Annotated in this window: 24 protein-coding genes; 3 read left to right on the top strand and 21 right to left on the bottom strand. The window is 62.2% G+C overall.

Features of this window, described 5'->3' with window-relative positions:
* Positions 1-5: 5 nt before the first annotated feature.
* The 16 genes from CLU90_RS00680 to pstS all read right to left on the bottom strand — a co-directional run bounded on the left by CLU90_RS00680 (position 6) and on the right by pstS (position 15,316).
* Positions 6-434, bottom strand: a complete 429-nt coding sequence (locus CLU90_RS00680) for an XRE family transcriptional regulator (RefSeq protein WP_157808697.1) — start codon at positions 432-434, stop codon at positions 6-8.
* A 33-nt stretch (positions 435-467) separates the two neighbouring features.
* The gene (locus CLU90_RS00675) at positions 468-869 is read right to left on the bottom strand and encodes a type II toxin-antitoxin system RelE/ParE family toxin (protein WP_232731036.1); all 402 of its coding nucleotides are present in this window, start codon (positions 867-869) and stop codon (positions 468-470) included.
* A gap of 57 nt (positions 870-926) precedes the next feature.
* Complete coding sequence (locus CLU90_RS00670) at positions 927-1,655, bottom strand: LytR/AlgR family response regulator transcription factor (protein WP_100426930.1); 729 nt, start codon at positions 1,653-1,655, stop codon at positions 927-929.
* An 11-nt stretch (positions 1,656-1,666) separates the two neighbouring features.
* Positions 1,667-2,743, bottom strand: a complete 1,077-nt coding sequence (locus tag CLU90_RS00665) for a sensor histidine kinase (protein ID WP_100426929.1) — start codon at positions 2,741-2,743, stop codon at positions 1,667-1,669.
* Positions 2,744-2,749: 6 nt separating this feature from the next.
* Positions 2,750-3,565 (bottom strand): LiaI-LiaF-like domain-containing protein, encoded by an 816-nt coding sequence (locus CLU90_RS00660; RefSeq protein WP_100426928.1) that lies wholly within the window; start codon positions 3,563-3,565, stop codon positions 2,750-2,752.
* Positions 3,555-3,938: a LiaF transmembrane domain-containing protein gene (locus CLU90_RS00655; RefSeq protein ID WP_232731035.1), complete on the bottom strand. Its 384-nt coding sequence runs from the start codon at positions 3,936-3,938 to the stop codon at positions 3,555-3,557. Before CLU90_RS00655 ends, CLU90_RS00660 begins: the two co-directional genes overlap by 11 nt.
* Positions 3,939-4,319: 381 nt before the next feature.
* On the bottom strand, positions 4,320-5,234 hold the full coding sequence (locus CLU90_RS00650) for an NAD-dependent epimerase/dehydratase family protein (protein ID WP_100429340.1): 915 nt from the start codon (positions 5,232-5,234) through the stop codon (positions 4,320-4,322).
* 94 nt (positions 5,235-5,328) lie between these two features.
* Positions 5,329-7,275: a UvrD-helicase domain-containing protein gene (locus CLU90_RS00645; RefSeq protein ID WP_100426927.1), complete on the bottom strand. Its 1,947-nt coding sequence runs from the start codon at positions 7,273-7,275 to the stop codon at positions 5,329-5,331.
* Between the two features lie 35 nt (positions 7,276-7,310).
* The gene (gene senA / locus CLU90_RS00640; RefSeq protein WP_232731034.1) at positions 7,311-8,507 is read right to left on the bottom strand and encodes a selenoneine synthase SenA; all 1,197 of its coding nucleotides are present in this window, start codon (positions 8,505-8,507) and stop codon (positions 7,311-7,313) included.
* 77 nt (positions 8,508-8,584) lie between these two features.
* The gene (gene phoR, locus CLU90_RS00635; protein WP_092712464.1) at positions 8,585-9,901 is read right to left on the bottom strand and encodes a phosphate regulon sensor histidine kinase PhoR; all 1,317 of its coding nucleotides are present in this window, start codon (positions 9,899-9,901) and stop codon (positions 8,585-8,587) included.
* An 11-nt stretch (positions 9,902-9,912) separates the two neighbouring features.
* Entirely contained in the window at positions 9,913-10,602 is a 690-nt protein-coding gene (locus CLU90_RS00630) for a response regulator (RefSeq protein ID WP_034755074.1), read from the bottom strand.
* A gap of 5 nt (positions 10,603-10,607) precedes the next feature.
* Complete coding sequence (phoU, locus tag CLU90_RS00625) at positions 10,608-11,318, bottom strand: phosphate signaling complex protein PhoU (RefSeq protein ID WP_034755071.1); 711 nt, start codon at positions 11,316-11,318, stop codon at positions 10,608-10,610.
* A gap of 47 nt (positions 11,319-11,365) precedes the next feature.
* Positions 11,366-12,148: a phosphate ABC transporter ATP-binding protein PstB gene (pstB, locus tag CLU90_RS00620; protein WP_010396817.1), complete on the bottom strand. Its 783-nt coding sequence runs from the start codon at positions 12,146-12,148 to the stop codon at positions 11,366-11,368.
* A 38-nt stretch (positions 12,149-12,186) separates the two neighbouring features.
* A complete protein-coding gene (pstA, locus tag CLU90_RS00615) occupies positions 12,187-13,074 on the bottom strand; it encodes a phosphate ABC transporter permease PstA (RefSeq protein WP_092712462.1) in 888 nt (295 codons plus the stop codon).
* Positions 13,071-14,042: a phosphate ABC transporter permease subunit PstC gene (gene pstC, locus CLU90_RS00610; RefSeq protein ID WP_232731033.1), complete on the bottom strand. Its 972-nt coding sequence runs from the start codon at positions 14,040-14,042 to the stop codon at positions 13,071-13,073. Before pstC ends, pstA begins: the two co-directional genes overlap by 4 nt.
* A 224-nt stretch (positions 14,043-14,266) precedes the next feature.
* On the bottom strand, positions 14,267-15,316 hold the full coding sequence (pstS, locus tag CLU90_RS00605; protein WP_092712457.1) for a phosphate ABC transporter substrate-binding protein PstS: 1,050 nt from the start codon (positions 15,314-15,316) through the stop codon (positions 14,267-14,269).
* A gap of 272 nt (positions 15,317-15,588) precedes the next feature.
* On the opposite strand from pstS, the gene ppk1 reads away from it, so the two are divergent.
* From ppk1 to CLU90_RS30060, 3 genes are all read left to right on the top strand, one after another.
* Positions 15,589-17,682, top strand: a complete 2,094-nt coding sequence (gene ppk1, locus CLU90_RS00600; RefSeq protein ID WP_092712455.1) for a polyphosphate kinase 1 — start codon at positions 15,589-15,591, stop codon at positions 17,680-17,682.
* Between the two features lie 25 nt (positions 17,683-17,707).
* The gene (gene sixA, locus CLU90_RS00595) at positions 17,708-18,166 is read left to right on the top strand and encodes a phosphohistidine phosphatase SixA (protein ID WP_100426926.1); all 459 of its coding nucleotides are present in this window, start codon (positions 17,708-17,710) and stop codon (positions 18,164-18,166) included.
* Positions 18,167-18,412: 246 nt separating this feature from the next.
* On the top strand, positions 18,413-18,541 hold the full coding sequence (locus CLU90_RS30060; protein WP_256267160.1) for a hypothetical protein: 129 nt from the start codon (positions 18,413-18,415) through the stop codon (positions 18,539-18,541).
* Positions 18,542-18,625: 84 nt separating this feature from the next.
* On the opposite strand, the gene CLU90_RS00590 is transcribed toward CLU90_RS30060, so the two are convergent.
* The 5 genes from CLU90_RS00590 to CLU90_RS00570 form a co-directional block, all read right to left on the bottom strand.
* The gene (locus tag CLU90_RS00590; RefSeq protein WP_092712453.1) at positions 18,626-19,747 is read right to left on the bottom strand and encodes a polyamine ABC transporter substrate-binding protein; all 1,122 of its coding nucleotides are present in this window, start codon (positions 19,745-19,747) and stop codon (positions 18,626-18,628) included.
* Positions 19,748-19,909: 162 nt separating this feature from the next.
* Positions 19,910-22,516 carry an ATP-dependent chaperone ClpB gene (gene clpB, locus CLU90_RS00585; RefSeq protein WP_100426925.1) on the bottom strand — a complete coding sequence of 869 codons (2,607 nt, stop codon included), beginning with the start codon at positions 22,514-22,516 and terminating at the stop codon, positions 19,910-19,912.
* Between the two features lie 121 nt (positions 22,517-22,637).
* Complete coding sequence (moaE, locus tag CLU90_RS00580) at positions 22,638-23,111, bottom strand: molybdopterin synthase catalytic subunit MoaE (protein WP_100426924.1); 474 nt, start codon at positions 23,109-23,111, stop codon at positions 22,638-22,640.
* Positions 23,108-25,696, bottom strand: coding sequence for a DUF349 domain-containing protein (locus tag CLU90_RS00575; protein ID WP_100429338.1), 2,589 nt, complete (start codon positions 25,694-25,696; stop codon positions 23,108-23,110). Before CLU90_RS00575 ends, moaE begins: the two co-directional genes overlap by 4 nt.
* 186 nt (positions 25,697-25,882) lie before the next feature.
* Positions 25,883-26,512 (bottom strand): hypothetical protein, encoded by a 630-nt coding sequence (locus tag CLU90_RS00570; protein WP_157808696.1) that lies wholly within the window; start codon positions 26,510-26,512, stop codon positions 25,883-25,885.
* Positions 26,513-26,528 lie beyond the last annotated feature (16 nt).

Genomic DNA, 26,528 nt, shown 5'->3' with positions numbered 1-26,528 from the left:
CGGCTTCAGGCGTTGCCAGCCTGCTTGCGCGGCACGCCTGCTTTTCTCCTTGCTGGTTTGGTGACAGGCGCGGCTGAATGCGCAGGCACTGCCTTGACATTGACATCGGCTTCAACTTCCTGGCTGCGTAGAAAATTCTGCAGTTCGATACGCACGCCGTTTTGCGCAACAACCGACAGCTCCAATGTCATGCCCAGCGATTGCAGGAAACGGCGCAAGGTCGAGACATAGGTATCGGTACGCTTTTCCAGTTGGGAAACAGCATGCTGTTGAATCCCAAGTTCCCTGGCGACCTCCGCCTGGGTCTTGCCCACTGCCTTGCGGAAATCCGTCAGCGTAGCGGCATGCGCTATCATTTCCTGCATTTTTTCCTGGGACAGAGCGGCAATTTTTGCCTGCCGCTCAGCCGGCAAACTGTCGATGACGTCGTTCAAACTTCTTCCCATGGCAAACTCCTGTTCCTAAAATCATCTCCGGCCCTTGCCCTGCCTCGCTTTCGCCACATCCAGCTTGTTGAGGTGTTGCTCGTAGCGTGCATTTGCCTTGAATAACAAATCCCGGTAAAACTTGTCCTCATCGACACCTTGCTTGGCCGCTGCAACCAGAATGACCGCCTCACGCCTCGTATCAAAAGCAAAGACCGCGCGCCACACCTGTGCCCCGTTATTGGCCTTGAAACGCAGCTCTTTCATGTTCGGGTGTTTAGGATTCTTCAACGTCCCCACGTGAGGACGCCCGGCAGCCGGGCCCAGCTTCGACAACGCATCGGCACTCGCCAGCAATTCATCCTGAACATCTATCGGCAGAGCATCGAATTCCGCATCGAAGTCATCGTGAAACGTGACCGGCCATATCCTCGGCGCATTCACTATCACCTCCGGATGATATCATGTGCAGATGATTATGCATCTACGCCAGCGAAAATGCTAGCCCACCAATAATCTGAGCTTCTGGTAGCCCGCCTTGCTCACGGGTATCCTCGTATCGTCGCGCAAGATGGCCACGTGGCTGTCTTTGGTGGCCGCCTCGATGCGGCGGATGCCGTCGATATTGAGCAGATACGACCTGTGCACGCGCAGGAACTTGGCGGGATCGAGCTGGGTCTCCAGTTCCGACAGTCGCTGGCTTTTCAGGTAGGACTTGCCTTCGGAGCGGATGCTGATGTAATCGTCCTGCGCCTCGATGTAGTCGATGCGCGCGCTGGCGATCACGTGGACTTTCGCGCCGTCGCGGATCAGCACGCGGTCCAACGGTGCGGCGCGCGTGGCCGCCTCGCGCGCCAGCGTTTGTACAGTCTCGGGCATGCTGCGGTGGGCGCACGCATGGGCCAGCGCCTGGTCGAAGCGCTGTTCGCTGAACGGTTTGAGCAGATAGTCGAGGGCGTGACAGTCGAACGCTTTCAAGGCGTACTGGTCGTAGGCCGTGACGAAGATCAAACGCGTCTTCGCGCCGATCAGCTCGGCCACTTCAAAACCGTCCAGGCGCGGCATCTGGATGTCGAGGAACACCAGTTCCGGTTCCAGTTCCGCGATGGCCTTGACGGCCTCGAAGCCGTTGGCGCATTCGGCCACGATCTCGATATCGCCATGGCGCGCCAGGTATTCGCGCAGCACGCCGCGCGCCAGCGCTTCATCGTCGACGATGGCCACCCGCATTCTTGCCTGCATCATGCTTCCTCCGTGTCGCCGGTCTGCGCCGGCATCGATAACGTTACTTCAAACGTCGGCCCGCGCCGCGTCCAGTGCACGCTGGCCTCGTGGCCATACGCGCCGGCCAGGCGCTGGCGCACATTCTCCAGGCCCACGCCATTGCCGCGCGCCGGGCCCTGATCCGCATCGACGGGATTGCGCACGGCGATCTGCAGCAGGCTGCCCGCGCGCCGCACTTCGATGGCGATCCGGCCGCCCTCCGTCAAGCCGCAGATACCATGCTTGACGGCATTTTCCACCAGCGGCTGTATCAGCATGGGCGGCAGCAGGCACGCCAGCGCGGCAGTGTCGATGCTTTCCGCCACTTGCAGGCGTGCGCCGAAACGCACCTGTTCGATGGCCAGGAAATGGCGGATCAGCACCAGTTCCTCTTGCACGGTGATGTGCTTGTGCGCTTCCAGGCTCAGGCTCTGGCGAAAGAAACTGGCCAGCTGCACCGTCATCTGGCGCGCGCCCGCCGCATCGATAGACGTCAGGGCGCTGATGGAGTTCAGGCTGTTGAACAGGAAATGGGGGTCGATCTGCGTGCGCAGCATGCGCAACTGCGCTTCCTGCGCCATCAGCTGCGCTTCCAGGCCCCGCTGCTCGGCCATCCTGGCGCGCACGAATTCGAGCAGCAGATAATGCACGGCGGCGGCCAGGCAATACAGCAGCGCGCCCAGGCCGAAGAACAGGGCCAGCAGCGATGGTGTCAGGTCCACGCCCAGCCAGTGCTGCTCCGTCAACAGGCTGACGCTGTTCAAAAATTGCAGCAGGGTCGCCCACAGCAAGCCCGCGAACAGGGCCGCCACGCCCATCACGCCGGCGATGGCGAGCGGATGGCGGGCGTGCAAGGGATAGGCGCGGCACAGGTAAAACGCGGAAAACCCCGAACCGATCGCATACACGAGCGTGGCGGGCGCCACCAGCAGGACGGCATTGAGCCAGGGCGCGTGCGCCACCCTGGCCAGGATGGAAGCCAGGGCCAGGCCCAGCGCGATGCAGACCAGCAACACCACGACGGCGCCGCGCCGCTTCGACAAGGGTCCGGACATGCGCGCCTAGTTGCGGATTTCCAGGCCACCCATGATGGCGTAGCCCGTCACGTACAAACGCTTGTTCTGGTTCGGCGGCACGATGGTCTTTTCTTCGAAGCCGCCAAGGATGGGCGTGCCCTGCAGCACGACGCTCCAGTCGGGCGGAATCTTGATGGTGACGCCGCCGCACAGGGCGAACACGTTGAGCACGGCTTCGCCTTCGATCGATGCCTGGCGCAGGTCGATTTCGCAGCCGGCCATGATGACGTTGATATCGCCGCCCCTGAAGCGCTGCGACGATACGCGCCGCACATAGCCGCCGAGGATGGCCGTCACTTCGATGATGCTGTCGTCGTCCGCCTGCCCGCTGGCGCCGGGCGCTGCAGTGGCGCCGGCGGCTTCCTTGTCGAGCGATACGGCGCCATTCCTGGCCTGGCCGAATGCGTCGGGCGCGGCACTGCCATCGGGCGGCGCGGCAAAGTGCCGGCGGCGCTGCCGCTGCTGTCCGCCGGGCAGGGATTTCGACACGACGGCCACGCCGGCGGCAATGATGAGCAGCGGCCACAGCATGCTCCAGTTGATATAGAACAAGCCCATGGCTTTCAAGGTCCAGCTCAGGCCCAGCAAGACCATCACGCCGCCGAGGATGTAGCCGGAGCGGGAATGGCTTTGCGATATTTTCAGCAAGCCGAAAATGATGAGGATGGTGGGCCAGAAGCGGAAGGTATAGCGCACATTGATGAAACCGAGGTTATCGAGCAGGAACAGCAGCCCCAGGCCGATGACGATGACGCCCAGCACGATTTGCGATGGCGAGTGCAGCGGCGGTCTATTTTTCATGCTCGGACTCCCGGTAGGCAATAAAATGTTTGTTCAACAGCGGTTCGAGCACAAGGCCCACGCCCCAGGCGATCAGCAAGGCGGGCCAGCTATTGTAGAAATTCAAGTTCCACAGTTCTTCATACGACACATACCACCAGGCGGCGAAGAAGATCAGCCACAGGCCGCTCAGTACCTGCTTGGCGGACATCGGCGTGAGCAGCTTGTTGAGGCCAAAGACGGCCAGTATTACCGGCCAATAATGCCATAGTGCATAGTAATCATGGAGATAGATCACATCGAGCCGGTCCAGCAGGATGATGGCGCCGACGGCGATCAGCAGCACGCCCCACAGCAGCTGGGTACGGCGGTAATACGCTGGTTCAGGTTTCACGGTCACCCCTTGAAGTTGGTTCATCGTAAAGATACGCGGATTTTGGGCGCGCGAAAACACCGCTTCGGCGAATGGCGGACAGGTGGCGGTGAATGGCGCGGGGACAGAAATAACCGGCAAAAAAAAGACCGGCTAGGCCGGCCTTGAAGGGGTTCGCAGTACACACCGCGACCTGGAGTGGCAGTGCACGGCCGGCGAGCGCAAGGGCGCCGGCGGCCAAAATCTGGTGCCGATCCTCGAGGCGACCGGCTGACCTGCTGGAAGATCGAACATGCCGCCAACTTCACGGCAGTGCGTCTCAACCAAGCAAAGACATCATACTCCCGATCGCAAAACAGCACCGTTCGCTAGCGCACACTGCTGCGGTTTTGCTGAGCTGCATCAATTCGTGATGGCGTGCGGCGGATGGAGCATGTCGTTCTCGATCCATGCCAGCACGGACGGTCCTTGCGGCTGCCAGCCCAGCAGCTTGCGCGCCCGCTCGCCGCGCACGCGGCTGTTGGAGCCGAGGCCGTAGGAAGCCATCTCGTAGCCCCATTCGGCAATGGCTTCCGGCAGCGGCCAGTCCTGCGCGGGCCCCAGGTCCAGTGCCGTGGCGATGGCGGCCGTCATGTCGCGGAAAGCCGCTTCGCCCGATTCGACGAAGTAAAAGGTGCCGGCGGGCGACTTTTCCAGCGCCAGCAAATACAGGCTGACGACGTCGCCGATATGCACGTTGGACCAGATATTGCGGCCCGGCCCCACGTGGCGCACGATGCCGCTCTTGCGCGCCTGTTTCAATAAGCGGGGCAGTTGCACGCTGTCGCGCGGCAAGGCGCCGTGGCCGTAGATCAGGGTATTGCACAGCACGCTCGCGCGCACGCCCTTGCCTGCGCTGGCCAGTACCAGGTCATCGATGGCAACCCGGGCCGCCTTGTCGGCCGTGGGCGCCGGCAGCTTGTCTTCAAAATAAACCTGTTCCGTGCCTTCGCCGCCCGACGCGTCGCCCACGATGGACGAGCCGCTGGTATGGAGGAAAGGCTTGTTGCTGCCGGCCAGCGCTTCGATGATGGCTTCGACGGCGCCCCGGTGGTCGCTGCTGGCCGCATTGATGACGGCGTCCGCCGCCCTCGCCCGCTCGATGATGAGCTCGCGGTCGTTCAAGGTGCCGATGATACCGCGTACCCCGATAGTGGCCAGCTCGGCCACCTGTTCCGGCTTGCGCACAAGACCCGTCACCTGATGGCCGGCGCGCACGAGGCCTGCCGCGAGGGAACTGCCGATGAAACCCGCTGCGCCCGTTAAAAATACTCGCATCATTACTCCTTTGCTGGTTCAGATTGCAATCAATCACACCAACAAAGTATGCCCGCTTTCGTCTTTCGCAAAAAGCAGCCGCACAGCAAAGGATCTATGACTTCAGCGCAACAATCTTCTGCTTGAGCTGCAGGGCGGCGATGTAGCGGCTCCGGTAGGCGGGGTCTTCCGGCGTCAGCAAGGTCAGCCTGTCGCGCGCACGGGTGGCGGCCACATAGAAACGGTTTTCCTCTTCCAGCGGATCGGTCTTGCTGCGCGGGAATTCATCGACGGCCAGGTAAGGCAAGATCACGTGGTTGTATTCGAGACCCTTGATCTGGTCGATGCAGGCAATCACCAGTTTGGCCTTGCCGGTCGAGACCGTCACGGCCTCCTCCATCTCGCCCAGCCAGCCGGCAAAGCCGCCCAGCGCCACGCCCGCTTCGCGGCACACGGCGATAAAGCCGTGCAGGGAACGGGCGACGACCCGCGCCTGGGCCGGGTCGACATAGATGCGGCGCGCCGTCTGTTCCAGCTGCATCAGGCCAAAGATGTGCTGCAGCGCCTCGCCCGCCAGCGCGTCGGGGGGCAGCGCGCGCAGATAATCGACGGCGGCCAGGGTCAGCGCCGCCTTGTCCTGGTTCTGCGACTTGGCCAGCTGGTTCGTCAGGAAGCCTTCCAGTAAGTCGGGATAGTTGGCCACGTCGGCCTTGGCTTGCTGCAATTCCGCGCGCGTAAACGGGATTTCCGCGAAGGCCACCAGGGCTTCGAGGATCTCGCCTCGGCGCGGGCCGCTCTTGATCGCATGCAAGTCCTTGCGGGCGATGGCGACCATGCCGCGCAGCATCAGCACTTCCAGGCTCAGCAGATAGCTGTTCATGTCCACCAGCCCATACGCGATGCCGCTCTGGAACAGCGCCGTTTCCACGCGGATGGCCTGATCGCGGTCGCGCAGCAAAATGGCCGTCGTGCCCGCATGCGCATGTTCGAGCGCGGCGATCAGCTGGGCGCTGCACGCCTGCGGCTGCGCATGGTCATACTCGAGCAGCTCGATGCGGGTGGCGCGCGACAGGGCCGACACGCTGGCCTTGTTTTTCAGCACGCCCACGGCCTGCGCCAGTTGCGGGCCGTAGCGGTAGGACGCCGTCAGCGGCAAGCGCTGCAAGGTGGGGAATTCCTGCTCGAAGCGCTGGCGCAGGAAGCGGTGGTCGGCGCCCGACCACGTGTAGATGACTTGATCCTTGTCGCCGGCGCCGCAGAAAAAGGCGTTGCCGCGGCGTATCAGCATGGTCAGCAGGCGGAACGACGCTTCATTCAAATCGTGCAATTCATCGGCCACGATGATCTGGAAGGCCGGCAATTGCTGGCGCAGCGGCTCGTCGCCATCGAGCATGCGCACGAGGTCGTAGGTGGCATCGAACGGTGCGCGGAACTGGATATCGCCCGTGTCGGCGCCGCGCAAGCCTTCGTATTCGCGCAGCCACAGATAATGCGTGCGCGACATGCCCAGCAGCTCCAGGTTGTCGTCGAGGGAATTGCTGTCGAAGTCGGGATTCTGGAAATCGAGGCGCGCCTTGGTGCGCAACTGCAATTTCAAGAATTCGGCAATCGCCCCGTTCGTCGTGTTGATTTCCAGCGGGTAACGGTGAGCATACTTTTCCGACACGACGGCCAAAGCTTCCCAGGCCACCGGGCGCAGCTCTTCATCGCTGCGCATGGAAGCGACCTGCATGTTTTCCAGTTGCAACAGCACCTTGGCGGCAAAGGCGTCGAAGGTGTCGATGGTCAGGCGCTTGACGACGCCGAGCGGCACGCCCACTTCCAGCAGGCGCTGGCGCAGGGCCACGCGCGCCGCTTCCGTGAACACGAGGGCCAGCATGCGTTCGGGCGCGCGGCCCCGGTGCAGCGCTTCGGCCAGGCGCAGGGCCAGGGTCGTCGTCTTGGCCGCGCCGGCATTGGCGTCGATCAAGACCACTTTCTTTTGCGCCGTCTGGATGGCGACCTGTTCCGGCGTGGGCGTGATGCGTTTGGGAATGAACTGCGGGGCGTTATCTGTACTCAAAAGAATTCCTGAAATGGTTGCTGCTCCCTGCTCCGTTACCAGGCGCAAGTGCGCAGGCCGGCAAAGACGTCGCCCCGTTCGGGCGCGTGGAAGGCGCGCATGCGGGGCGAATGCAGGCGTGGCGGCGTGGCGAAGGCGGCGCCGCGCAGCACCTGGTGCTGCATGAAATACGGCGCCGAATATTCGCGCCAGGCATCGACCGCAAAGCCCGCATACGGTTCGAACGGCGTCGCCGTCCACTCCCACACCTGGCCCCAGTGAAAGCGCGGGTGGCCGGACAGCGCAGCATACTCCCATTCCGCCTCGGTCGCCAGGCGGCGCCCCGCCCAGGCGCAGTAGGCCTGCGCTTCATACAGGTTGATGTGGCGCACGGCTTCGTTCGGCGGCAAGGTCGTGCGCTGGCCGAAACGCATGGCGCGCCACTGTGTTGCTTCGCGCAGCCAGTACAGGGGCGACGAGCGCTCCTGCTGCATCAGCCAGGCGCTGCCGGCCGCGCTCCAGAACTGGCGGTTCTGGTAGCCGCCATCGGCGACAAAATCGGCAAACTGGGCGTTCGATACGGCACAGGCATCGATGGAAAATGGCGGCACGTAGCTGGCATGGGGCGGCGACTCGTTGTCGAAGGCAAAACCGGCCCCGCGCGGCGAGCCCAGTTCGATGGTGCCGCCAGGAAAAGCGATCTCGCCGGCCCCCGGCGGCAAGGCCGGGCTGGCAGCCAGCGATTCCGGCGCTTCCAGGCCCAGCCATTGCAAGCCGGCCAGCATTTCCTCGCCACACAAGTCTTCATGCGCCAAGGCCAGCCGGTACGGCGCCAGGGCGCTGTCGACATTGGCTTCGCGCGACAGTTTATCGAGCACCCGGTCGAGCACTTCGCGGCAATACGTCTTGACGGCGCCCGGACTGGGCAATTCCAGCTTCCAGCGCGCGCGGTGCGCCACCATATTGGCATCGAACAAGTCGTCGCCACGCGTCAGCAGGGAGTTGTAAATGGCGTCGGCCGGATGGCTGGAAGCGGCTTCGCGCAGGATGAACCATTCGGCAAACCAGGCGATGTGCGCGAGTTGCCACAAGGGCGGATTGAGGCGCGGATGACGGGGCAGGCCAGCCACCACGTCCAGGCCGGCACTGACGTAACAGTCGAACAGGGATAAAGTATCCTGGCGCGCGGCCTGCAGCGACTGGGCCAGTTGCTGCGCGCCGGCATGGCGAAAAGAGGCGTTGATTAAAGTCATGGCCTGATTGTAACGACTTATGCCAAGCTTGCACTAGTCGCGCAGGAAACAGGGAAGAAGTCCTCCCCTTCCTCCGCTTACTTGACCAGCAATTCGCCGTGCAGCGGCGTGACGACGGACTTGGGCATGCTGACGATGAAACTGCTGCCCTTGTCGGCCACGGACTGGATGGCCAGGGTGCCGCCATGGCGCAGCAGCACGTGCTTGACGATGGCTAGGCCCAGGCCCGTGCCCTGGGTTTCGCGCGAACGGCTCTTGTCGACGCGGTAGAAACGTTCCGTCAGGCGCGAGATATGTTCCTGGCTGATGCCGATGCCCGTATCTTGCGCGATGAATTGCGGCCCGGCCGGGCCATCCTGCCAGCGCAGGGTGATGGTGCCGCCGGCCGGCGTGTAGCGCACGGCGTTCGAGGCCAGGTTGCCGAATGCGCTGTACAGCTCGTCGTAGCTGCCCAGCACGCCGGGGCCGTTGCATTCCATCGTCACTTCATGCTTGCCGGCCGACAAGCCCTTGGCGTCGCGCAAGACTTGCTGCATGAGCTTTTTGATATCCACGGGCTCGGGGCGCAGCGGATAGTCGACCGATTCCAGGCGCGACAGGGTCAGCATGTCCTCGATCAGATGCTGCATGCGGTGGCCCTGCTCCGTCATCAGCTTGAGGTGGGCGGCGCGCGTGGTGGCGTCCAGGTCCAGCTCGGCGGAAGCGATTTCCAGGAAGCCAACGATGACGGTGAGCGGCGTGCGCAATTCGTGCGAGGCATTGGCGATGAAGTCGCGGCGCATCATTTCGATGCGTTCCGTTTCCGTCACGTCATGCGTGACGAGGATCTGGCGGCGGTTCTCGAATGGAATGATTTGCACGATCAGCTTGCGGTTGCGGAAGGTGATCGTCAGCGGCTGGTCGTAGCGGCCCAGGATGATGTAATCCATGAACTCGGGGCTGCGGATCAGGTTCGTCACGCGCATGCCCTTGTCGCGCTCGTGCGTGAGGCCCAGGTGTTTCTCGGCGGCGGGATTGCACCATTCGAGGAACAGCACGTCGTCCATGATGACGACGCCGTCGGGCAGCAGGTGCATGGCCTGGCGGAAACGCGCCAGCCATTCCGTCAGCTCGGCCTGGTTTTTTTCGTCGTCGCGGCGCATGCGGTACAGGCGCGCGAAAATGCTGGTCCAGGCGCCCCAGCCATCGGGCAGCTTGGCGCTTTGCGGATTGTCCAGCCAGTTACTCAGCTGGAACAGATACGACAGCTGCACGAACACCATCATGGCCATCAGCACGAAGGCAATGCCCAGCGCATACGTGGCGCCAAACAGATACCAGACGACGGCCACGCCCAGCAGCGCCAGCACCATGCGCAGGGCGGCCGGTACCCAGAACAGCAATTTCGGATTCATAGAGTCAAACTTTACTTTTCAGACAACATGTAGCCGACGCTGCGCACGGTCTTGATCAGGCTTTCCGCCTCTTTCAAGGCTTTGCGCAAGCGCAATACGTGGACATCGACCGTGCGCTCCTCGATCACCACATGGTCGCCCCACACCTTGTCGAGCAGCTGGCTGCGCGAAAACACGCGTTCCGGATGGGCCAGCAGGAATTTCAGCAGCTTGTATTCGGCGTGGCCGATATCGATCTTCTGTTCATCCATCATCACGGTGCAGCTGACGGGGTCCAGGGCCACGTTGCCGGCGCGCATGGGCGCCTGCGCGTGTTCCGGACTCTTGCGTCGCAGCAGAGCCTTGGCGCGGGCCAGCAGCTCGCGCGGCGAGAACGGCTTGGTGACGTAATCGTCGGCCCCGCTGTTCAAGCCGGCCAGCTTGTCTTCTTCCATGCTCTTGGCGGTGAGCATGATGACGGGGATGGCGGCGAAATTGCGGTCGGCGCGGATGCGCGACAGCAGGCGCAAGCCTGTTTGATCCGGCAACATCCAGTCCAGCAGGATCAGGTGCGGCGTGCGGTGCTGGATGAATTCCCAGGCATCGGCAACGTTTTGTACGGAACAGCAATTCCAGCCGGATTCGCGCAGCGAATAGGTCACCAGTTCAACGATGGCCGGCTCATCTTCAACAATCAATACCGTGGTTTTATCAGATGCCATAAAGCTTACTCAGGGAGCTCCTCGGAAATGGCGGGAGCAGCCACCTTGGTGTGGCGGATGTCCTTGCCTTCAACCACGTAAATCACGTATTCGGCGATGTTTTTCGCATGGTCGCCGATCCGTTCGATGGCCTTGGCCACCCACAGGGTGTCGAGCGCCGCCGAAATCGTGCGCGGGTCTTCCATCATAAAGGTAATCAGGTTGCGCATGATAGACCGAAACTCGTGGTCGATGATGGCATCTTGTGCAATTAATTGTAAGGCTTGCTTGCCATCGTTGCGCGCGAACGCGTCCAGGGCGTCGTGCAGCATGTCGGTGGCCGTGTTGGCGATGCCGCGCACCATCTCGTAATGGTTGACGACGCCGTTGCCACGCTTGTGCAGGTTCTTTGCCACGCGGGCGATTTTCGTCGCCTCGTCGCCGACGCGCTCGAGGTCGGTAATCACCTTGATGGTGGCCATGATGGTGCGCAGATCGTTGGCGGCCGGCTGGCGGCGCACGATCAGGTGGCTGCACGCGTCGTCGAGCGACACTTCGAGCTGGTTGACGACGTCGTCTTCGCGCATCACGCGGTCCGCGCGCTCGGCATTGCCGATGCGGAAGCAGGTCATCGCGTCGAGGAACTGGGTTTCAACGATGCCGCCCATGAGCAGCACTTTCGAGCGGATCGCTTCGAGTTCGTTGTCGTATTGCTTGGATGAATGTTCGCCTATCATGCTGTCTCTCCGTATTCAGTTGTCTTGTAGTAGCTATGCGGGACGGATCAGCCGAAGCGGCCCGTGATGTAATCCTGCGTTTCCTTGCGGGCCGGATTCATGAAGATCTGGTCCGTTTCGCCGAATTCCACCAGCTCGCCCAAATACATATAGGCCGTGTAGTCGGAGCAGCGCGCCGCCTGCTGCATATTGTGCGTCACGATGGCGATCGTGTAATCCTGTTTCAGTTCGCTGATCAGCTCTTCCACTTTCGACGTGGAGATCGGGTCCAGCGCCGAGGTCGGCTCATCGAGCAGCAGGACGTCAGGCTTGACGGCCACGCCGCGCGCGATGCACAAACGCTGCTGCTGGCCGCCCGACAGCGACAGGCCGCTCTTGCTCAGCTTGTCCTTGACCTCACCCCACAGCGCGGCCTTTTTCAGGGCCCACTCGACGCGCTCGTCCATTTCGCCCTTCGACAGGTCTTCATACAGACGCACGCCGAAGGCGATGTTGTCGTAGACGGACATGGGGAACGGTGTCGGCTTCTGGAACACCATGCCGACCTTGGCGCGCAGCATGTTGACGTCCTGGTCCGCATCGAGCACGTTGCGGCCGCGGTACAGGATCGAGCCTTCCGCGCGCTGGCCCGGGTACAGGTCGTACATGCGGTTCAGGGTGCGCAGCAGGGTCGACTTGCCGCAACCGGACGGGCCGATGAAGGCCGTGACTTTCTTTTCGTGGATGTCGAGGTTGACGTTATGCAAGCTTTGCGTTTTGCCGTAAAAAAAGTTCAGGCCCGAAATCTCGATGGTTTTTTTCTTTGGTGCCAAGTCTTGGGCTGGATTCATTTGCGTATTCATAGGGGTTCGCTTCGCTCGGTATCTGTTTAATTAGGGACTTTTTGGCTGAACACGGTGCGCGACAGGATATTCAGGGCCAGCACGCTGAAGGTGATCAGCAGTGCGCCGCCCCAGGCCAGCGAGCGCCAGTTGTCGTACGGGCTCATCGCAAACGATGCGATGACGGACGGCAAGTTGGCCATCGGTGCATTCATGTTGAAGCTTTGGAACTGGTTATTCAGGGCCGTGAACAGCAGCGGCGCCGTTTCGCCGGCGATGCGGGCCAATGCCAGCAGGACGCCGGTGATGACGCCAGCTTTCACGGCGCGCAAGCGCACCAGGGTGGCAACCTTCCAGCGCGGCGCGCCGAGGGCGAACGCGGCTTCCAGCAGGCTGTTCGGCACCAGGCGCAGCATGTTGTCCGTCGTGCGCACGACCACGGGCACGGCGATCAGGGACAGCGCGATGGCGCCGGCGTAACCGGAGAAGTGTTTGACATGCGCCACGTACAGCGCATACACGAACAGGCCGATGACGATTGATGGCGCCGACAGCATGATGTCCGTCACAAAACGCGTCACTTGCGCCAGCTTGTTTTCTTCGCCGTATTCGGCCAGGTAGATGCCGGCCAAAATGCCGATCGGCGTGCTGACGACGGTGGCCAGGGCCACCATCAGGGCGCTGCCGACGATGGCATTGATCAAGCCGCCGCCTTCGCTGCCGGGCGCCGGCGTCGTTTGCGTGAACAGGTCGACGGACAAGGCGCCGAAACCCTTGATCACCAGGGTGAACAGTATCCACACGAGCACGGCCAGGCCCAGGGCCATGGCGGCCACCGACAGGGCGATGCCGACGCGGTGCATCAGCAGGCGCTTGCGGTAGACGGGGTTCATGGCCGGCTTGGCCGGAACGTCGAGAGTGCTTACTTGGCTCATTTCGTGCCTTCCTTGCGGGACATGCCAGCCAGCATCAGCTTGGCGGCGGATAAGACGATAAAGGTGATGACGAACAGGATCAGGGCCAGCGAGAACAGCGAGGACACGTGCAGCGCCGATTGCGCTTCGCCGAATTCGTTCGCCAGCAGCGAAGTGATGCTGTTACCGGCGGCAAACAGCGACCACGACAGTTTATTCGCGTTGCCGATGACGAAGGTCACGGCCATGGTCTCGCCCAGCGCGCGGCCCAGGCCCAGCATGACGCCGCCGACGACGCCGGTCTTGGTGTATGGCAAGACGATCTTGCGCACCACTTCCCAGCGCGTGCAGCCCAGGCCGTATGCGGATTCCTTCAGCACGGCAGGGACGATCTCGAACACGTCGCGCATCACGGAAGCGATGAAGGGGATGATCATGATGGCCAGCACCAGGCCGGCCGTCAGCAGACCGATGCCCATCATGGGGCCGCTGAACAGCTGGCCGATGACGGGCACGTTGCCGAGAGTCGCCTTCAGCAGAGGCTGGACGTGGTCGGCAAACAGGGGCGCAAACACGAACAGGCCCCAGATGCCGTAGATGATCGATGGCACGCCGGCCAGCAGCTCGACAGCCGTGCCCAGCGGGCGGCGCAGCCAGGCCGGGCAGATTTCCGTGAGGAACAGGGCGATGCCGAAGCTGACGGGGAAGGCGATCAGCAAGGCGATGACGGACGTCACCAGAGTGCCGATGATGGGGATCAGGGCGCCGTACTGGTCATTGACGGGGTCCCACTCGGCCGAAACGATGAAATGCAGGCCGAAGGTCTTGAAGGCCGGTATCGATTCCATGATCAGCGAAATGATGATGCCGACCAGGACGATCAGCACCGACAGGGCGAACAGCATCGTCACCTTGTGGAACATGAAATCCTGGATGCGCTGCTTGCGCATGGTGGAAAGCATTTGCGCGTGACTGATGGAATCGGTCATGGTGCCGCCTGGCATGGGGATCGTGGAGGAGGTAGATTGTGCGCTCATATTGTGCCAGATGTGGGTGGTACTGCCGGTACTGCTGTTGTTAACTCTTGTTTTATGGTTGCTTCTTTAGCCAGGACCGTCCGCAAGGGCTTGCGGGCGGTCCTGGCTAACTCCCTGCCCCGCCGTGCTGCTGGCGGGCCAAGGATGTCAGGTACTTACATGGTCAAGCTATCGAATTAATAGATGGCTTTGCCCGATGCGTCTTTCAGGTTGGCTTTCCACGACTCTTGCACCAGTTTCACGACCGATGCCGGCATAGGCACGTAGTCCAGTTCCACGGCAGCGGCGCCACCGTTTTTGTAGGCCCAGTCGAAGAATTTCAGCACTTCTTTTGCCTTGGCGGCGTCAGCCTGGACTTTGTGCATCAGGATGAAGGACACGCCCGTGATCGGCCAGCTGTTCTTGCCAGCCTGGTCGGTCAGGACCACGCCGAAGCCTGGGGTTTGCGTCCAAGGTGCCGAAGCGGCTGCTGCCTTGAAGTTTTCGTCGTCAGGCTGCAGGAAGTTGCCGTCCTTGTTTTGCAGCTGGGTGTGCGACATCTTGTTTTTCTTGGCGTAAGCCCACTCGACGTAGCCGATCGAACCCTTGATACGCTGTACGTTGGCGGCGACGCCTTCGTTACCCTTGCCGCCCACGCCCACGGCCCATTTCACAGCCGAGCCAGCGCCGATTTTCGATTTGAATTCCGGATTGGTTTTCGACAGGAAGTCGGTGAACAGGAAGGACGTGCCCGAACCGTCGGCGCGGTGCACCACGGTGATTTCCGTGTCCGGCAGCTTGACGCCACTGTTCAGAGCGGCGATTTCAGGCGCGCTCCACTTGGTGATCTTGCCCAGGTAGATATCGCCGACGACTTTACCCGTCATTTTCAGCTGGCCTGGGGCTACGCCGTCCAGGTTGACGATGGTGACCACGCCGCCCATGATGGCCGGGAATTGCATCAGGCCCGCTTCTTCCAGCTCTTCCGCCTTCAAAGGCATGTCCGAGGCGCCGAATTCAACAGTCTTGGCCTTGATTTGCTTGATGCCAGCGCCGGAACCGACGGACTGGTAGTTCAGGCCGTTGCCCGTGTTGGCTTTGTACGTCTCGGCCCATTTGGCGTAGATCGGGTACGGGAAGGTTGCGCCAGCACCTGTCATATCTGCCGCCATGACGGAAGCGGAAGAAAATGCCATCGCTGCCGAAGCACCCACGACGATAAATTTGAACATTTGCTTCATTTGCATATCAAGTCCTCAGGGTTGTTAGGGGCTCAAAGTCCCGGTTGAATGCTGCGCAGTCTAGCAAGCGAATATGACAGCTTTATGACATGATCAAAAAATCCTGAAATAATTGCCTACGCCCCGAGAACTGCCATTTTCGGCCCGAAAAATGACAGGGCCGGCGACGCTTTATGACAGCTTATGTCACGCTTACGTCATATTTCATGATTACACTCACAACGCGTCATACATGATGAAATACGGCTAGAATTAACTATCTGCAAAGACAAAAGAATATGAAACCTGAACTGCACACGGAAGTGACCAAATCGGGCATCCTGCTTGACCGCGAGCTGTCGCAACTGACTTTCAACCGGCGCGTGATGGCCCAGGCGGAAGACCCGAACATTCCGCTGCTCGAGCGCCTGCGCTACCTGTGCATCGTCAGCAGCAATATGGATGAGTTCTTCGAAGTGCGCGTGGCCAGCCTGCTGGCGGCGGGCAGCATCGGCGGCACCTTGGCCGGCCACCCTGCCCTGGCGGCCAACCTGGAGCGCATCGGCAAGGAATGCCATGCGCTGGTGGAACGCCAGTACGAGATATTAAATAGCGAAGTCTTGCCGGCCCTGCGCGAAGCGGGCGTGCATTTGCTGCGCGACAGCGACCGCAACGAGGCGCAGCGCGCCTGGGTCAAGCAGTATTTCGACCGCGAAGTGCGGCCCCTGCTGACGCCCATCGGCCTCGACCCGGCCCACCCGTTCCCGCAGGTGGTCAATAAAAGTCTCAATTTCATCGTCTCGCTGAGCGGCAAGGATGCGTTCGGCCGCGGCACGGCCATCGCCATCGTCAAGGCGCCCCGCGTCTTGCCGCGCGTCATCAAGCTGCCGGACGAGATCTCCGGCGATGGCGTATCCTTCTGTTTATTGTCGTCCGTCATCCATGCGCACATCTCGGACCTGTTCGCCGGGCGCGAGGTGATCGCCTATTCGCAATTCCGCGTCACGCGCGACAGCGACCTGTGGGTGGACGAGGATGAAGTCAAGAATCTGCGCCAGGCCCTGAAAGGCGAGCTGGTCGGCCGCCAATTCGGCACTTCCGTACGCCTGGAAGTGGCGCGCAATTGCCCGCCAGAACTGTCGCAGTTCTTGCTCGACCAGTTCAGCCTGGATCAAAGCAGGCTGTACCGTGTCAATGGCCCCGTCAATCTGGTGCGCCTGTCGGAAATGATCGACCACGTGAAGCAACCGGAGCTGCGCTTCCCGCCGTTCTTCCCCGGCCTCGCCCATAAAGCCATCGGCAACGATATCTTTGCCGCGCTGGGCAAGCACGACATCTTGCTGCACCACCCGTACCAGTCGTTCCAGACCGTCATCGACTTCATCCGCAGCGCCGCCTATGACCCGTCCGTCGTCGCCATCAAGCAGACGATTTACCGCACGGGCATGAACTCGGACTTGATGGAGTCGCTGATCACGGCCGCGAAGATGGGCAAGGAAGTGACCGTCATCGTGGAATTGATGGCGCGTTTCGACGAGGAAGCCAATATCAACTGGGCCGACAAGCTGGAACAGGCGGGCGCACAGGTCGTGTACGGCGTCGTGGGACTGAAGACCCATGCCAAGGTGGCGCTCGTCATCCGCCGCGAAGAAGGCGCGCTGCGCTTCTATGCCCACTTGGGCACCGGCAACTATCACCCGACGACGACCAAGCTGTACACGGACTTCGGCTTGCTGACGGCGAACCAGGACCTGGCCGTGGAAGTCAATGAAGTCTTCATCCACCTGACCAGCCTGACCAAGCCGCACAACCTGAACCATCTGTGGCTGGCGCCGTTCGGCCTGCAAAGCGAGATCATCAAGGCAATCCGCAACGAGGCGAAGATCGCCCGTGCGGGCCGGCGCGGGCGCATCATCGTGAAAGTCAACGCACTGGTCGATGAATCCGTGATCCGCGCCCTGTATGCGGCCTCGACCGATGGCGTGAAGATCGACCTGATCGTGCGCGGCGCCTGTACCCTGAAGCCTGGCGTGCCTGGCCTGTCGGAAAACATCAAGGTGCGCTCCGTGATCGGCCGTTTCCTCGAGCACAGCCGCATCTATTATTTCCGCAACGACCTGGCGCACGATGTCTACCTGGCCAGCGCCGACTGGATGAGCCGCAACCTGTTCCGCAGGGTGGAAGTGGCTTTCCCCGTACTTGACCGGGCGCTGAAACGGCGCGTGATCGCCGAAGGCCTGAATCCGTATTTGAAGGATAATACAAATGCATGGGAACTGGAGCCGACGGGCCATTACGCGCGCCGCAAGCCGCGCGGCAAGCAAACGCCGTTCAGCGCCCAGCAATACCTGATGCACACACTGGGCACGCCGGGCGCGGAGGTCGGCGAATAGGCAATTCTACACAGAGGAGTACAGCATGGATCTCATCTTGTGGCGACACGCAGAAGCCGAGCCGGGCGTTCCCGACCTCGAACGCGCCCTGACCGTCAAAGGCCAGAAACAGGCGCGCCGCATGGGGGAATGGCTGGCCTCGCAACTACCGGAAAATTGCCGTATCCTCGTCAGCCCCGCCCTGCGCACCCTGCAAACGGCGGAAGCGCTGGGGCGCAAGTTCAAGCTGATGCCGGAACTGGCGCCCGGCGCGGAGGCGGAGGACATCCTGAAGGCGGCCAACTGGCCCGGCGGCAAGGAAACCGTGCTCATCGTCGGCCACCAGCCCACCCTGGGCCAGGCGGCCTCCCTGCTGCTGACGGGCGAGGAACAGGAATGGGAAATGCGCAAGGCCAGCGCGTGGTGGTTCTCGCAGCGCGAGCCGGGCGACCCGATCAGCGTTTATCTGAAAGCCGTGATGGCGCATGATCTGGTCGTGAAATAGGCCACGGGGTCAGACCCGCCGGGGGAATGCGTCCCAATGGGACGCATTCCGATCACGCAGTGACAGACCCCGGATTGAAATACGCAAAAAGTGCGCTGGGACAAATACTGGTGGCGTTCAGAACTCAGCAGCCTTGTAAAGCGCTGCCGATCTGCTAGAGTTTAATTGCATCAACTACGTGTTGGAGCGCTGCTCTGGCACATTGAGCAACCCAGCGGACGGCCGTCCAACGGCGGCTGAAAGACCATGTTAATCACCTTCCTCGTTTTTCTCTTCATCGCCATCTTCGCCGCCATCATCGGCTTTGTCGCCTTTGAACTGGTCGAAGAAATGCGCGGCAGCCACCATAAGCTGATGGACCGCTATCACGAGTAGCGCTCACCTCGGCACTATCGCATGGCGCCAGCGACGGCCCAACAGGCCCGTCCCTCGCGCCATCCTCGTTTTTACACTCCCGTCTTACACTCCCGTTTTGAACTTCGTATAGATGCGCGTCATCAAGCGGCGGATATCGGCCGTGGTCGCTTCCGGCGCGGCCATGCGCTGCTTGTCGGCGTCCGACAGGAAGATGGCCTTGTTCTCGCCGATGTCCTTGCGGACATACTTGATGCTGGCCGGATTCGGATTCGCGTAGAACACCTTGTTGCTCAGGCTGGCATGCACTTGCGGACGCAGGATATAGTTGATGAACAGGTGCGCATTGTTCGGGTGCGGCGCGTCGGCGGGAATCGCCATGGTGTCGAACATCAGGGCGGCCGTCTTCGGCACCAGCACCTGGATCACGTTGCCGTTCTTCGCATCGATGGCGCGCTGGCGCGCGATATTGATGTCGCCCGACCAGCCCAGCGCCACGCAGACGGAGCCGTTGGCCATGTCATTGATGTAGCCTGACGAACTGAACAGGGTTACGTAGGGACGGATCGCTTGCAGCACCTTGCCCGCTTCCTGGTAGTCGGCGGCCGCTTTCGAGTACGCGGGCTTGCCCAGGTATTGCAGGGCGGCCGGCAGCACTTCCGACGGCGAGTCGAGGAAGGACACGCCGCACGATTTCAGCTTGGCCGCATATTTCGGGTCGAAGATCAGGTCCCAGGCATTGTCGGGCATGGGCATGCCGCCCAGCGCGGCCTTGACCTTGTTGACGTTGATGCCCACCGTCGTGTAGCCCCACAGCCAGTCGACCAGGTAATCGTTGTTCGGATCGATCTTCGCCAGCTTGGCCTGCAGGTTCTGGTCCAGGTTGCCCAGGTTCGTCAGCTTGCTCTTGTCGAGTTTGCGCAGCAGGCCCGCATCGATCTGCAGCCGCGCCCACTGGGCCGTCGGCACGACGATATCGTAACCGGACTTGCCCGCCACCAGTTTCGCATTGAGGATTTCGTTATTGTCGAAAACGTCGTAGCGTACCTTGATGCCCGTTTCCTTCTCAAAATTCTTGATCGTATCGTCGCCGATATAGTCCGACCAGTTATAGATGTTCAGGACTTTCTCTTCCTGGGCCTGAGCGTGCGCAGGCAAGGCCAGTACGGCCGCCGCCAAGGCCAGTCCCACTCCAATGCGCCGCCCTGCTTGCCATGTGTTTGCCATCGTACCGCCTCCGGAATTAGTCAGAAAATAGTGCCGATGATAGCAAGAAGGGCGCGATCAGGTCTAGCCCGATTGCGCCCTTGCTAAGATTCAACCCAAAAGCGAAGACCGGGGTCGGACCCTGAGGGTCCGACCCCAGCCTTTCGCCGTTGGGGGCACGAATTACACCTTATCCAGCCCCACCTGCGCACCCGTAAACACCAGGTTGCCGTTCTGGGCGTCGATGCGGATCTCGTCTTTCGGGCCGAACCTGCCTTCCAGGATCAGCTTCGACAGCGGATTTTCGATCTGCTGCTGGATCGCCCGCTTCAGAGGACGGGCGCCATACACCGGGTCATAGCCCGCTTCGGCGATTTGCTGCAGGGCCGCGTCCGTCAGGCTCAGCTGCATGTCCATGCGCGCCAGGCGTTCTTCGAGAATTTTGAGCTGGATCTTCGCGATCGCGCCGATGTTTTTCTCGTCGAGGCCGTGGAACACGACGATTTCGTCGATGCGGTTGACGAACTCGGGACGGAAGTGCGAGCGTACCTCGGCCATCACGGCCAGCTTCACGACGCCGGGATCATCGCTTTCCATGGCCTGGATTTTATGCGAACCCAGGTTCGAGGTCATGATGATGACGGTATTCTTGAAGTCCACCGTGCGGCCCTGGCCGTCCGTCATGCGTCCGTCGTCGAGCACCTGCAGCAGCACGTTGAAGACGTCGGCATGCGCCTTTTCCACTTCGTCCAGCAAAATCACGCTGTAGGGCTTGCGGCGCACGGCTTCCGTCAGGTAACCGCCCTCGTCGTAGCCCACGTAGCCCGGTGGCGCGCCGATCAGACGGGCGACCGAATGCTTCTCCATGAACTCGCTCATGTCGATGCGTATCATCGATTCTTCCGTATCGAACAGGAAGGTCGCCAGCGCCTTGCTCAATTCCGTCTTGCCGACACCCGTCGGCCCCAGGAACATGAAGGAACCGTACGGACGGTTCGGATCGCTCAAGCCGGCGCGCGAGCGGCGGATGGCGTCCGCCACGGCCGTGATCGCCTCATCCTGGCCCACGACGCGCTCATGCAGCTTCTCTTCGATGTGCAGCAGCTTGTCGCGCTCGCCCTGCATCATGCGCGACACGGGTATGCCCGTCGCGCGCGACACCACTTCGGCGATTTCCTCGGCGCCCACTTCCGTGCGCAGCAGCTTCGGCTGGTCAGGGTCGAGTTTCGGGATGCCGCTGTCAGCCTGCTTGAGCTGGGCTTCCAGCTGCGGCAGCTTGCCATACTGCAGCTCCGACACTTTCTGCCAGTTGCTCTCGCGCGTGGCCTGCTCCATCTGCAGCTTGACGTTCTCGATCTCTTCCTTGATGTGCGTGCTGCCTTGCACCACGGCTTTTTCCGCCTTCAGGATTTCCTCGAAGTCATTGTATTCGCGCTGCAGCTTGACGATCTCTTCCTCGATCAGGCCCAGACGGCGCAACGATGCTTCGTCCTTTTCCTTCTTGACGGCTTCGCGCTCGATCTTCAGCTGGATCAGGCGGCGTTCCAGCTTGTCCATCACTTCCGGCTTCGAATCGATCTCGATCTTGATCTTCGCCGCCGCTTCATCGATCAGGTCGATCGCCTTGTCGGGCAAGAAACGGTCCGTGATGTAGCGGTGCGACAGCTCGGCGGCCGCGATGATGGCCGCGTCCGTGATCTCCACCTTGTGGTGCAGCGCGTATTTATCCTGCAAGCCGCGCAGGATGGCGATCGTCGCCTCCACGGTCGGCTCGTCGACGAGCACTTTCTGGAAGCGTCGTTCCAGCGCCGCATCCTTCTCGATGTACTTGCGGTACTCGTCAAGCGTGGTGGCGCCCACGCAATGGAGTTCGCCGCGCGCCAGCGCAGGTTTGAGCATATTGCCCGCGTCCATCGCGCCTTCGGCCTTGCCCGCGCCCACCATGGTGTGCATCTCGTCGATGAAGACGATGGTCTGCCCTTCATCCATGGCCAGTTCCTTGAGCACGGATTTCAGGCGCTCCTCGAATTCGCCGCGGAATTTCGCGCCGGCCAGCAAGGCGGCCATGTCCAGCGACAGTACGCGCTTGCCTTTCAGGGACTCGGGTACTTCGCCATTGACGATGCGCTGGGCCAGGCCTTCGACGATGGCCGTCTTGCCCACGCCCGGTTCGCCGATCAGCACGGGATTGTTCTTGCTGCGGCGCTGCAGGATCTGGATGGTGCGGCGGATTTCATCGTCGCGGCCGATCACAGGGTCGAGCTTGCCCTTGCGCGCCCGCTCCGTCAGGTCCAAGGTGTATTTTTTCAGGGCTTCGCGCTGGCCTTCGGCCTCCTGCGAGTCGACCTTGTTGCCGCCACGCACGGCGTCGATGGCCGCTTCCAATGCCTTGCGGGTCAGGCCGTTTTCGCGCGCCAGCTTGCCGCAGTCGGACTTGTCGTCCGTCATGGCCAGCAAGACCATTTCGCTGGAGACGAACTGGTCGCCCGCCTTTTGCGATTCCTTGTCGGCCAGGTTCAGCAAGGCCACGAATTCGCGGCTGACCTGCACGTCGCCGCCCGTGCCAGACACCTTGGGCAAGCGTTCGATCGACGCGCCCAGGGCCTTGGACAGGCCGCCCACGTTGACGCCGGCCCGCTGCAACAGCGAGCGGGCGCCGCCGTCGTCCTGGTTCAGCAGGGCCGTCAGCAAATGGACTGGTTCGATATAGGGGTTGTCGTTGCCCAAGGCCAAGCTTTGCGCATCGGCCAGGGCTTCCTGTAACTTGGTAGTCAGTTTGTCTTGTCGCATGAAAAGCGCTCCCGGTTAATTAGTTGTTAACCAAATTGGGGTGAGGAAGTACTTTTCAAGCATACACAAAGCAGAAAACCGATGCATTTGGGCAAAAGCTACGGTGCGGGGCCCGTACGATTCAAATGGCGCTTGCTTTTGCCGCCCACTTGTCCAGTGCCGTCTCGTCGCTGTCGCGCGCATCGACCCAGCGCGCCCCTTCCGGCGTATCTTCCTTCTTCCAGAATGGCGCTTCCGTCTTCAGGTAGTCGATGATGAATTCGCAGGCCGCGAAGGCCTCGCCCCGGTGGGCGGACGAGACCGCCACCAGCACGATCTGCTCCTGCGGCAGCAGGGGCCCTACACGGTGGATCACCAGCGCGCCGGACAGGGACCAGCGGCCCCGTGCCTGCTCGACGATGGTTTCGATGGACTTTTCCGTCATGCCCGGATAGTGCTCGAGCTCCATGGCCGCCACGTCCAGTCCTTCGTTCATGTCGCGCACCGTGCCGACGAAGCCGACGACGGCGCCCACCTTGGGGTTGCCTGCACGCAATTGTGCGATTTCTTGACTCAAGTCAAAATCAGCTTGCTGGACGCGAACGGTGGTACTCATTTGGCGTTGCCTCCTATGCGGCGCAGCAAGGTTTCGATGCGGCTGGCCGTGCGCGCATCGGTGGCGGCGGCGATCGCGCACAGCTGCATCAGCTGCGACGCTTGCGTGAGCGGCTTCTGGCCCGATTTCAGCGACGATTGCAGCACTTCCACCTGCATTTTCAAGCGGTCGCGGGCAAATTCGGTGCCGCTGTCGACGCCGGCGACGATTTCCAGGCGCAAGACTTCATGGAGCAAGCGCTCCTGGTTGGCCTGCAATTGCTGGACGTAGGCGGCGCTGCCCTCGCCCAGCGCGCCTTGGGCGGCGGCAAAGCGCTGCTGCAGGCTGCGTTCGTATTGGGCGTCGAGCGGCGGCAAGGCGCTCCAGCGCTCGCTCCACGCCTGCGCGTCGGCGCCGGCACCACCATCAGCCAGTGCCGCTTCCAGCGATTGCACCAGGCGCAGCTTGTCGCGCAAGGCGTTGGCCTGGGCCGCGCCTGCCCGTTCGGCGATGGCGTCCGCCTGTGCTTGCACGCCAGCGACGGCCGCCTGGTAGCGCTGTTCGATCTTCGCTTCGCTGGCGCGCGGCACGGGACCCGTGGCGTTCCAGGCGGCGCGCGTGTCGCGCAGCAAGTGATGGATGAAGGCGGTGCGGGCCCTGTCGTCGCCCTCGGGCACGACGGCCGTTTCCAGCGCGGCGCACAGCGCTTCGCGCGCATGCAGGTGTTCGCGGCGCTCGTGGTCGGCAGCGTGGGCCGTTTCCTTGCGCCTGGCGAAGATATCGTCGCAGGCGGCGCGGAAACGCTGCCACAGCGCCTGTTCGGCGCGGCGCTCGAGCGGCAGGGCTTTCGCCAGTTCCTGCCATTTATCCTGCAAGGCTTTGAGCATGTCGACCGTGTTGCGCTCCGATGGTTTCAGCAAGCCCACTTCGACGATCAATTGTTCGCGGCGCGCCGTCTCGATCTGGCGCTGCGTTTCCAGCGGCTTCGACAGGGCGTCCAGCGCGGCGCCAAATTCCGCGTCCAGGCGTTTCTTTTCCTTGCGGTCGATGGTGCCCAGGCGCGTCCATGCCTGGCGCAAGCGCTGCGAGGCGGAAGCAACATGTTTCCAGTCGGTACTTTCTTCGGCCGCCAGGGCCGCCGTTTCCGCGATCAATTCCTGGGCCTTGGCCGCATTGCCGTGGCGCTCTTCGGCCAGTTGCTTGAAATGCAGGGCCGCCGGCGCATACGCCACGCTGCAGGCCGCGTCGAAACGTTCCCACAGCGACTTGGGCGCGGGGCCGGACAGGGTGTCGAGCGACTTCCAGCGCTCGCGCAGGCTGCCCACTTTCTTGGCCAGTTCGGCCATTGGGAGTTCCAGCGCCGGCAATTCCTCGCCCGCCTTGACCAGTTCCTCGCGCGACACGTTGCCGCCCCAGCGCGCCCAGTCGGCCAGGCGCTTGAATTCGCCGCGCACGTGGGCCAGGCGGTCCGCTTGCGCCGGCGTCAAACGGCCGTGTTTGGTATCGCGCAAAGTCTTGTCGTGCTCGGAAGCGACGTGCAGCAAGCCATCCTGCAGTGCCGCTTCCATGGCGTCGAGCACCTTGAAGAATTGCTCCGTCGCTTCCTTCGACACGGGCGCGTGTTCCTGGCGCGGCTTGCGCAATACAGGTATAGATACAGGCTCGGCATGGGCCGCCGCGGCCTCTGGCGCCGCGTGCACGGGCGCAGGGGCGCTGGCCAGCAGGGCCGCGAATTGCTGTTGCAGGCTGTCCGACAATGGCGACTCGGGCAGTCGCGGCAGGGCTTGCCAGGCGCGTTTCAGAGTATCGGCATCGAGCGTGGCGGCGTCCTGCGCCTGCCATTCGGCCAGCGCGGTCTGGCGCGCATCGAACACGGCCTGGTGCTGCTGCAGCGCTTGCAAGGCGGACTGCGCCTGCTCGCGTGCCTGCGCGAAATCGGTTTCCAGGTGTTTCGGCAAGGAAGCGCGCTCAGGCGATTGCGCATGCTGCGCATGTTCCGCATCGAGACGGGCCAGCGCCTGCGCCAGCTCGCCGGCGGACTGGCCATTGCTGGCCAGCGCGCGCGCGGCGGCGACGGCGTCGATCACGGCGCGCTGCAGCAGCACTTGCGCTTCCAGGCGGGCGGCCAGTGCGGCGCGCGCGGCGGCAAAGGCCGTCGCCAGCTCGGGCGTGGCCTTGATGACTTGCCATTGGCGGTCCAGCTCGGCTACCTGGTTCGGGCTCAGCTTTTCATCGTTCAACAGGCGCTGGGCCGTGTCGATGCTGGCCTGGGCGCGCTGCGTCTCGGCAGCCTGGTGACGGATCAGGTCGATGCGGCCCTGCATCAGCTTGGCCACGCGGCGGTCCGTGTTGCGCATGGCGTGGTGGACTTTTTCCAGCAGGGGCAAGGCATGGACGTGTTCGGCCGCGATCAGACGGGCATCGGCAAATTCACTGGAAACAATAAAATCGGCGGCGGCGGCTTCGTCGCCCGCCACGGCATGGGCACGCGCAACCTGTTCGGCGCGGCGCGATGCGCTCTGCGCCGAGGCGGCGGCCTGTTCTGCCACGACAGGATCGGGAGCGGCAGTCTTGCTGGCAGAACGCTTGAAGAGAAATTCGAACATGACGGGTTTCGCGTGGATCAAAACCACCATCATAACAAAGCCCGGGGTATTGCATCGGACAGGACTGAACAAGTTATCAAATGGATAAAGCGAATCTTTCCCTGTATCTTTTCCCTATGAAGCGGTGCCAGCCGCCATCACAGCCCAGGCACATGCCGCCAGGCGTGGTGTGCGCTCGCTACCCGTTCAAGCCTGCGCACGCAGCGGCTGTGGCGGCACGCGAGGCGCGGACTCTGCGGCATCCGCCGCCGTTGCGGCGCCGCCGGCTGCCGGCAAAACAAAGGGCAGCACCTGCGCCTTGCCACGGCGCGCTTCCTGCGCGCGCGCATCGTGGGCGAGGAACTGGTAGGCGATGGCAAACCACGCTTCGCCCACGATGACCTTGCGCGCCAGCGCGAACAGCTCGCGCTCTTCTTTTTCCAGGCGTTGCAGCAAGGCCCCGCAAAAGGCGTCGATGGCCGCGCACAGCTGCTCGGCCTGCAATTCGGAATGGTCGAGGACGGCGCCCGCGCGCTGCTGCACGACATTGATGCTTTCCAGCGCCGCGTGGTTCAAGCCGTTGAGCTCATTGAGCAAACCGTCCGCATGCGGCGTGGCCTGGCGGATGGCGGGGATCAGATACATCTCCACCTTGCGCCAGTAACCGCCCTGGTACAGCCGGTTCAGCCAGTCGCCCGCATACTGCAGTTGCGTCAGGCTCAGCCTACTTTGCTGGCGCAGCTGCACGTGCATGTACTTCTGAAAGGCCAGCAGGCTCATGCGAATGCTGGACTGTTCCACCGACAGGGACACCAATATATATGTTGCCGTAAGCATGCACTCACTCCCAAAG

This window comes from Janthinobacterium sp. 67 (assembly GCF_002797895.1).
GTDB lineage: Bacteria > Pseudomonadota > Gammaproteobacteria > Burkholderiales > Burkholderiaceae_D > Janthinobacterium.
Note: the sequence above shows the minus strand (reverse complement) of the source record. Positions and strands in the feature narration are given on the sequence as shown.

What these genes read in the sequence shown, in the direction of transcription:
- CLU90_RS00670 (WP_100426930.1), bottom strand. Translation starts at nt 1,655, where the DNA reads ATGCGGGTGGCCATCGTCGACGATGAAGCGCTGGCGCGCGGCGTGCTG.
- CLU90_RS00665 (WP_100426929.1), bottom strand. Translation starts at nt 2,743, where the DNA reads ATGTCCGGACCCTTGTCGAAGCGGCGCGGCGCCGTCGTGGTGTTGCTG.
- CLU90_RS00660 (WP_100426928.1), bottom strand. Translation starts at nt 3,565, where the DNA reads ATGAAAAATAGACCGCCGCTGCACTCGCCATCGCAAATCGTGCTGGGC.
- CLU90_RS00650 (WP_100429340.1), bottom strand. Translation starts at nt 5,234, where the DNA reads ATGCGAGTATTTTTAACGGGCGCAGCGGGTTTCATCGGCAGTTCCCTC.
- senA (WP_232731034.1), bottom strand. Translation starts at nt 8,507, where the DNA reads ATGACTTTAATCAACGCCTCTTTTCGCCATGCCGGCGCGCAGCAACTG.
- phoR (WP_092712464.1), bottom strand. Translation starts at nt 9,901, where the DNA reads ATGAATCCGAAATTGCTGTTCTGGGTACCGGCCGCCCTGCGCATGGTG.
- CLU90_RS00630 (WP_034755074.1), bottom strand. Translation starts at nt 10,602, where the DNA reads ATGGCATCTGATAAAACCACGGTATTGATTGTTGAAGATGAGCCGGCC.
- phoU (WP_034755071.1), bottom strand. Translation starts at nt 11,318, where the DNA reads ATGATAGGCGAACATTCATCCAAGCAATACGACAACGAACTCGAAGCG.
- pstB (WP_010396817.1), bottom strand. Translation starts at nt 12,148, where the DNA reads ATGAATCCAGCCCAAGACTTGGCACCAAAGAAAAAAACCATCGAGATT.
- pstA (WP_092712462.1), bottom strand. Translation starts at nt 13,074, where the DNA reads ATGAGCCAAGTAAGCACTCTCGACGTTCCGGCCAAGCCGGCCATGAAC.
- pstC (WP_232731033.1), bottom strand. Translation starts at nt 14,042, where the DNA reads ATGACCGATTCCATCAGTCACGCGCAAATGCTTTCCACCATGCGCAAG.
- pstS (WP_092712457.1), bottom strand. Translation starts at nt 15,316, where the DNA reads ATGCAAATGAAGCAAATGTTCAAATTTATCGTCGTGGGTGCTTCGGCA.
- ppk1 (WP_092712455.1), top strand. Translation starts at nt 15,589, where the DNA reads ATGAAACCTGAACTGCACACGGAAGTGACCAAATCGGGCATCCTGCTT.
- sixA (WP_100426926.1), top strand. Translation starts at nt 17,708, where the DNA reads ATGGATCTCATCTTGTGGCGACACGCAGAAGCCGAGCCGGGCGTTCCC.
- CLU90_RS30060 (WP_256267160.1), top strand. Translation starts at nt 18,413, where the DNA reads ATGTTAATCACCTTCCTCGTTTTTCTCTTCATCGCCATCTTCGCCGCC.
- CLU90_RS00590 (WP_092712453.1), bottom strand. Translation starts at nt 19,747, where the DNA reads ATGGCAAACACATGGCAAGCAGGGCGGCGCATTGGAGTGGGACTGGCC.
- clpB (WP_100426925.1), bottom strand. Translation starts at nt 22,516, where the DNA reads ATGCGACAAGACAAACTGACTACCAAGTTACAGGAAGCCCTGGCCGAT.
- moaE (WP_100426924.1), bottom strand. Translation starts at nt 23,111, where the DNA reads ATGAGTACCACCGTTCGCGTCCAGCAAGCTGATTTTGACTTGAGTCAA.
- CLU90_RS00575 (WP_100429338.1), bottom strand. Translation starts at nt 25,696, where the DNA reads ATGTTCGAATTTCTCTTCAAGCGTTCTGCCAGCAAGACTGCCGCTCCC.
- CLU90_RS00570 (WP_157808696.1), bottom strand. Translation starts at nt 26,512, where the DNA reads ATGCTTACGGCAACATATATATTGGTGTCCCTGTCGGTGGAACAGTCC.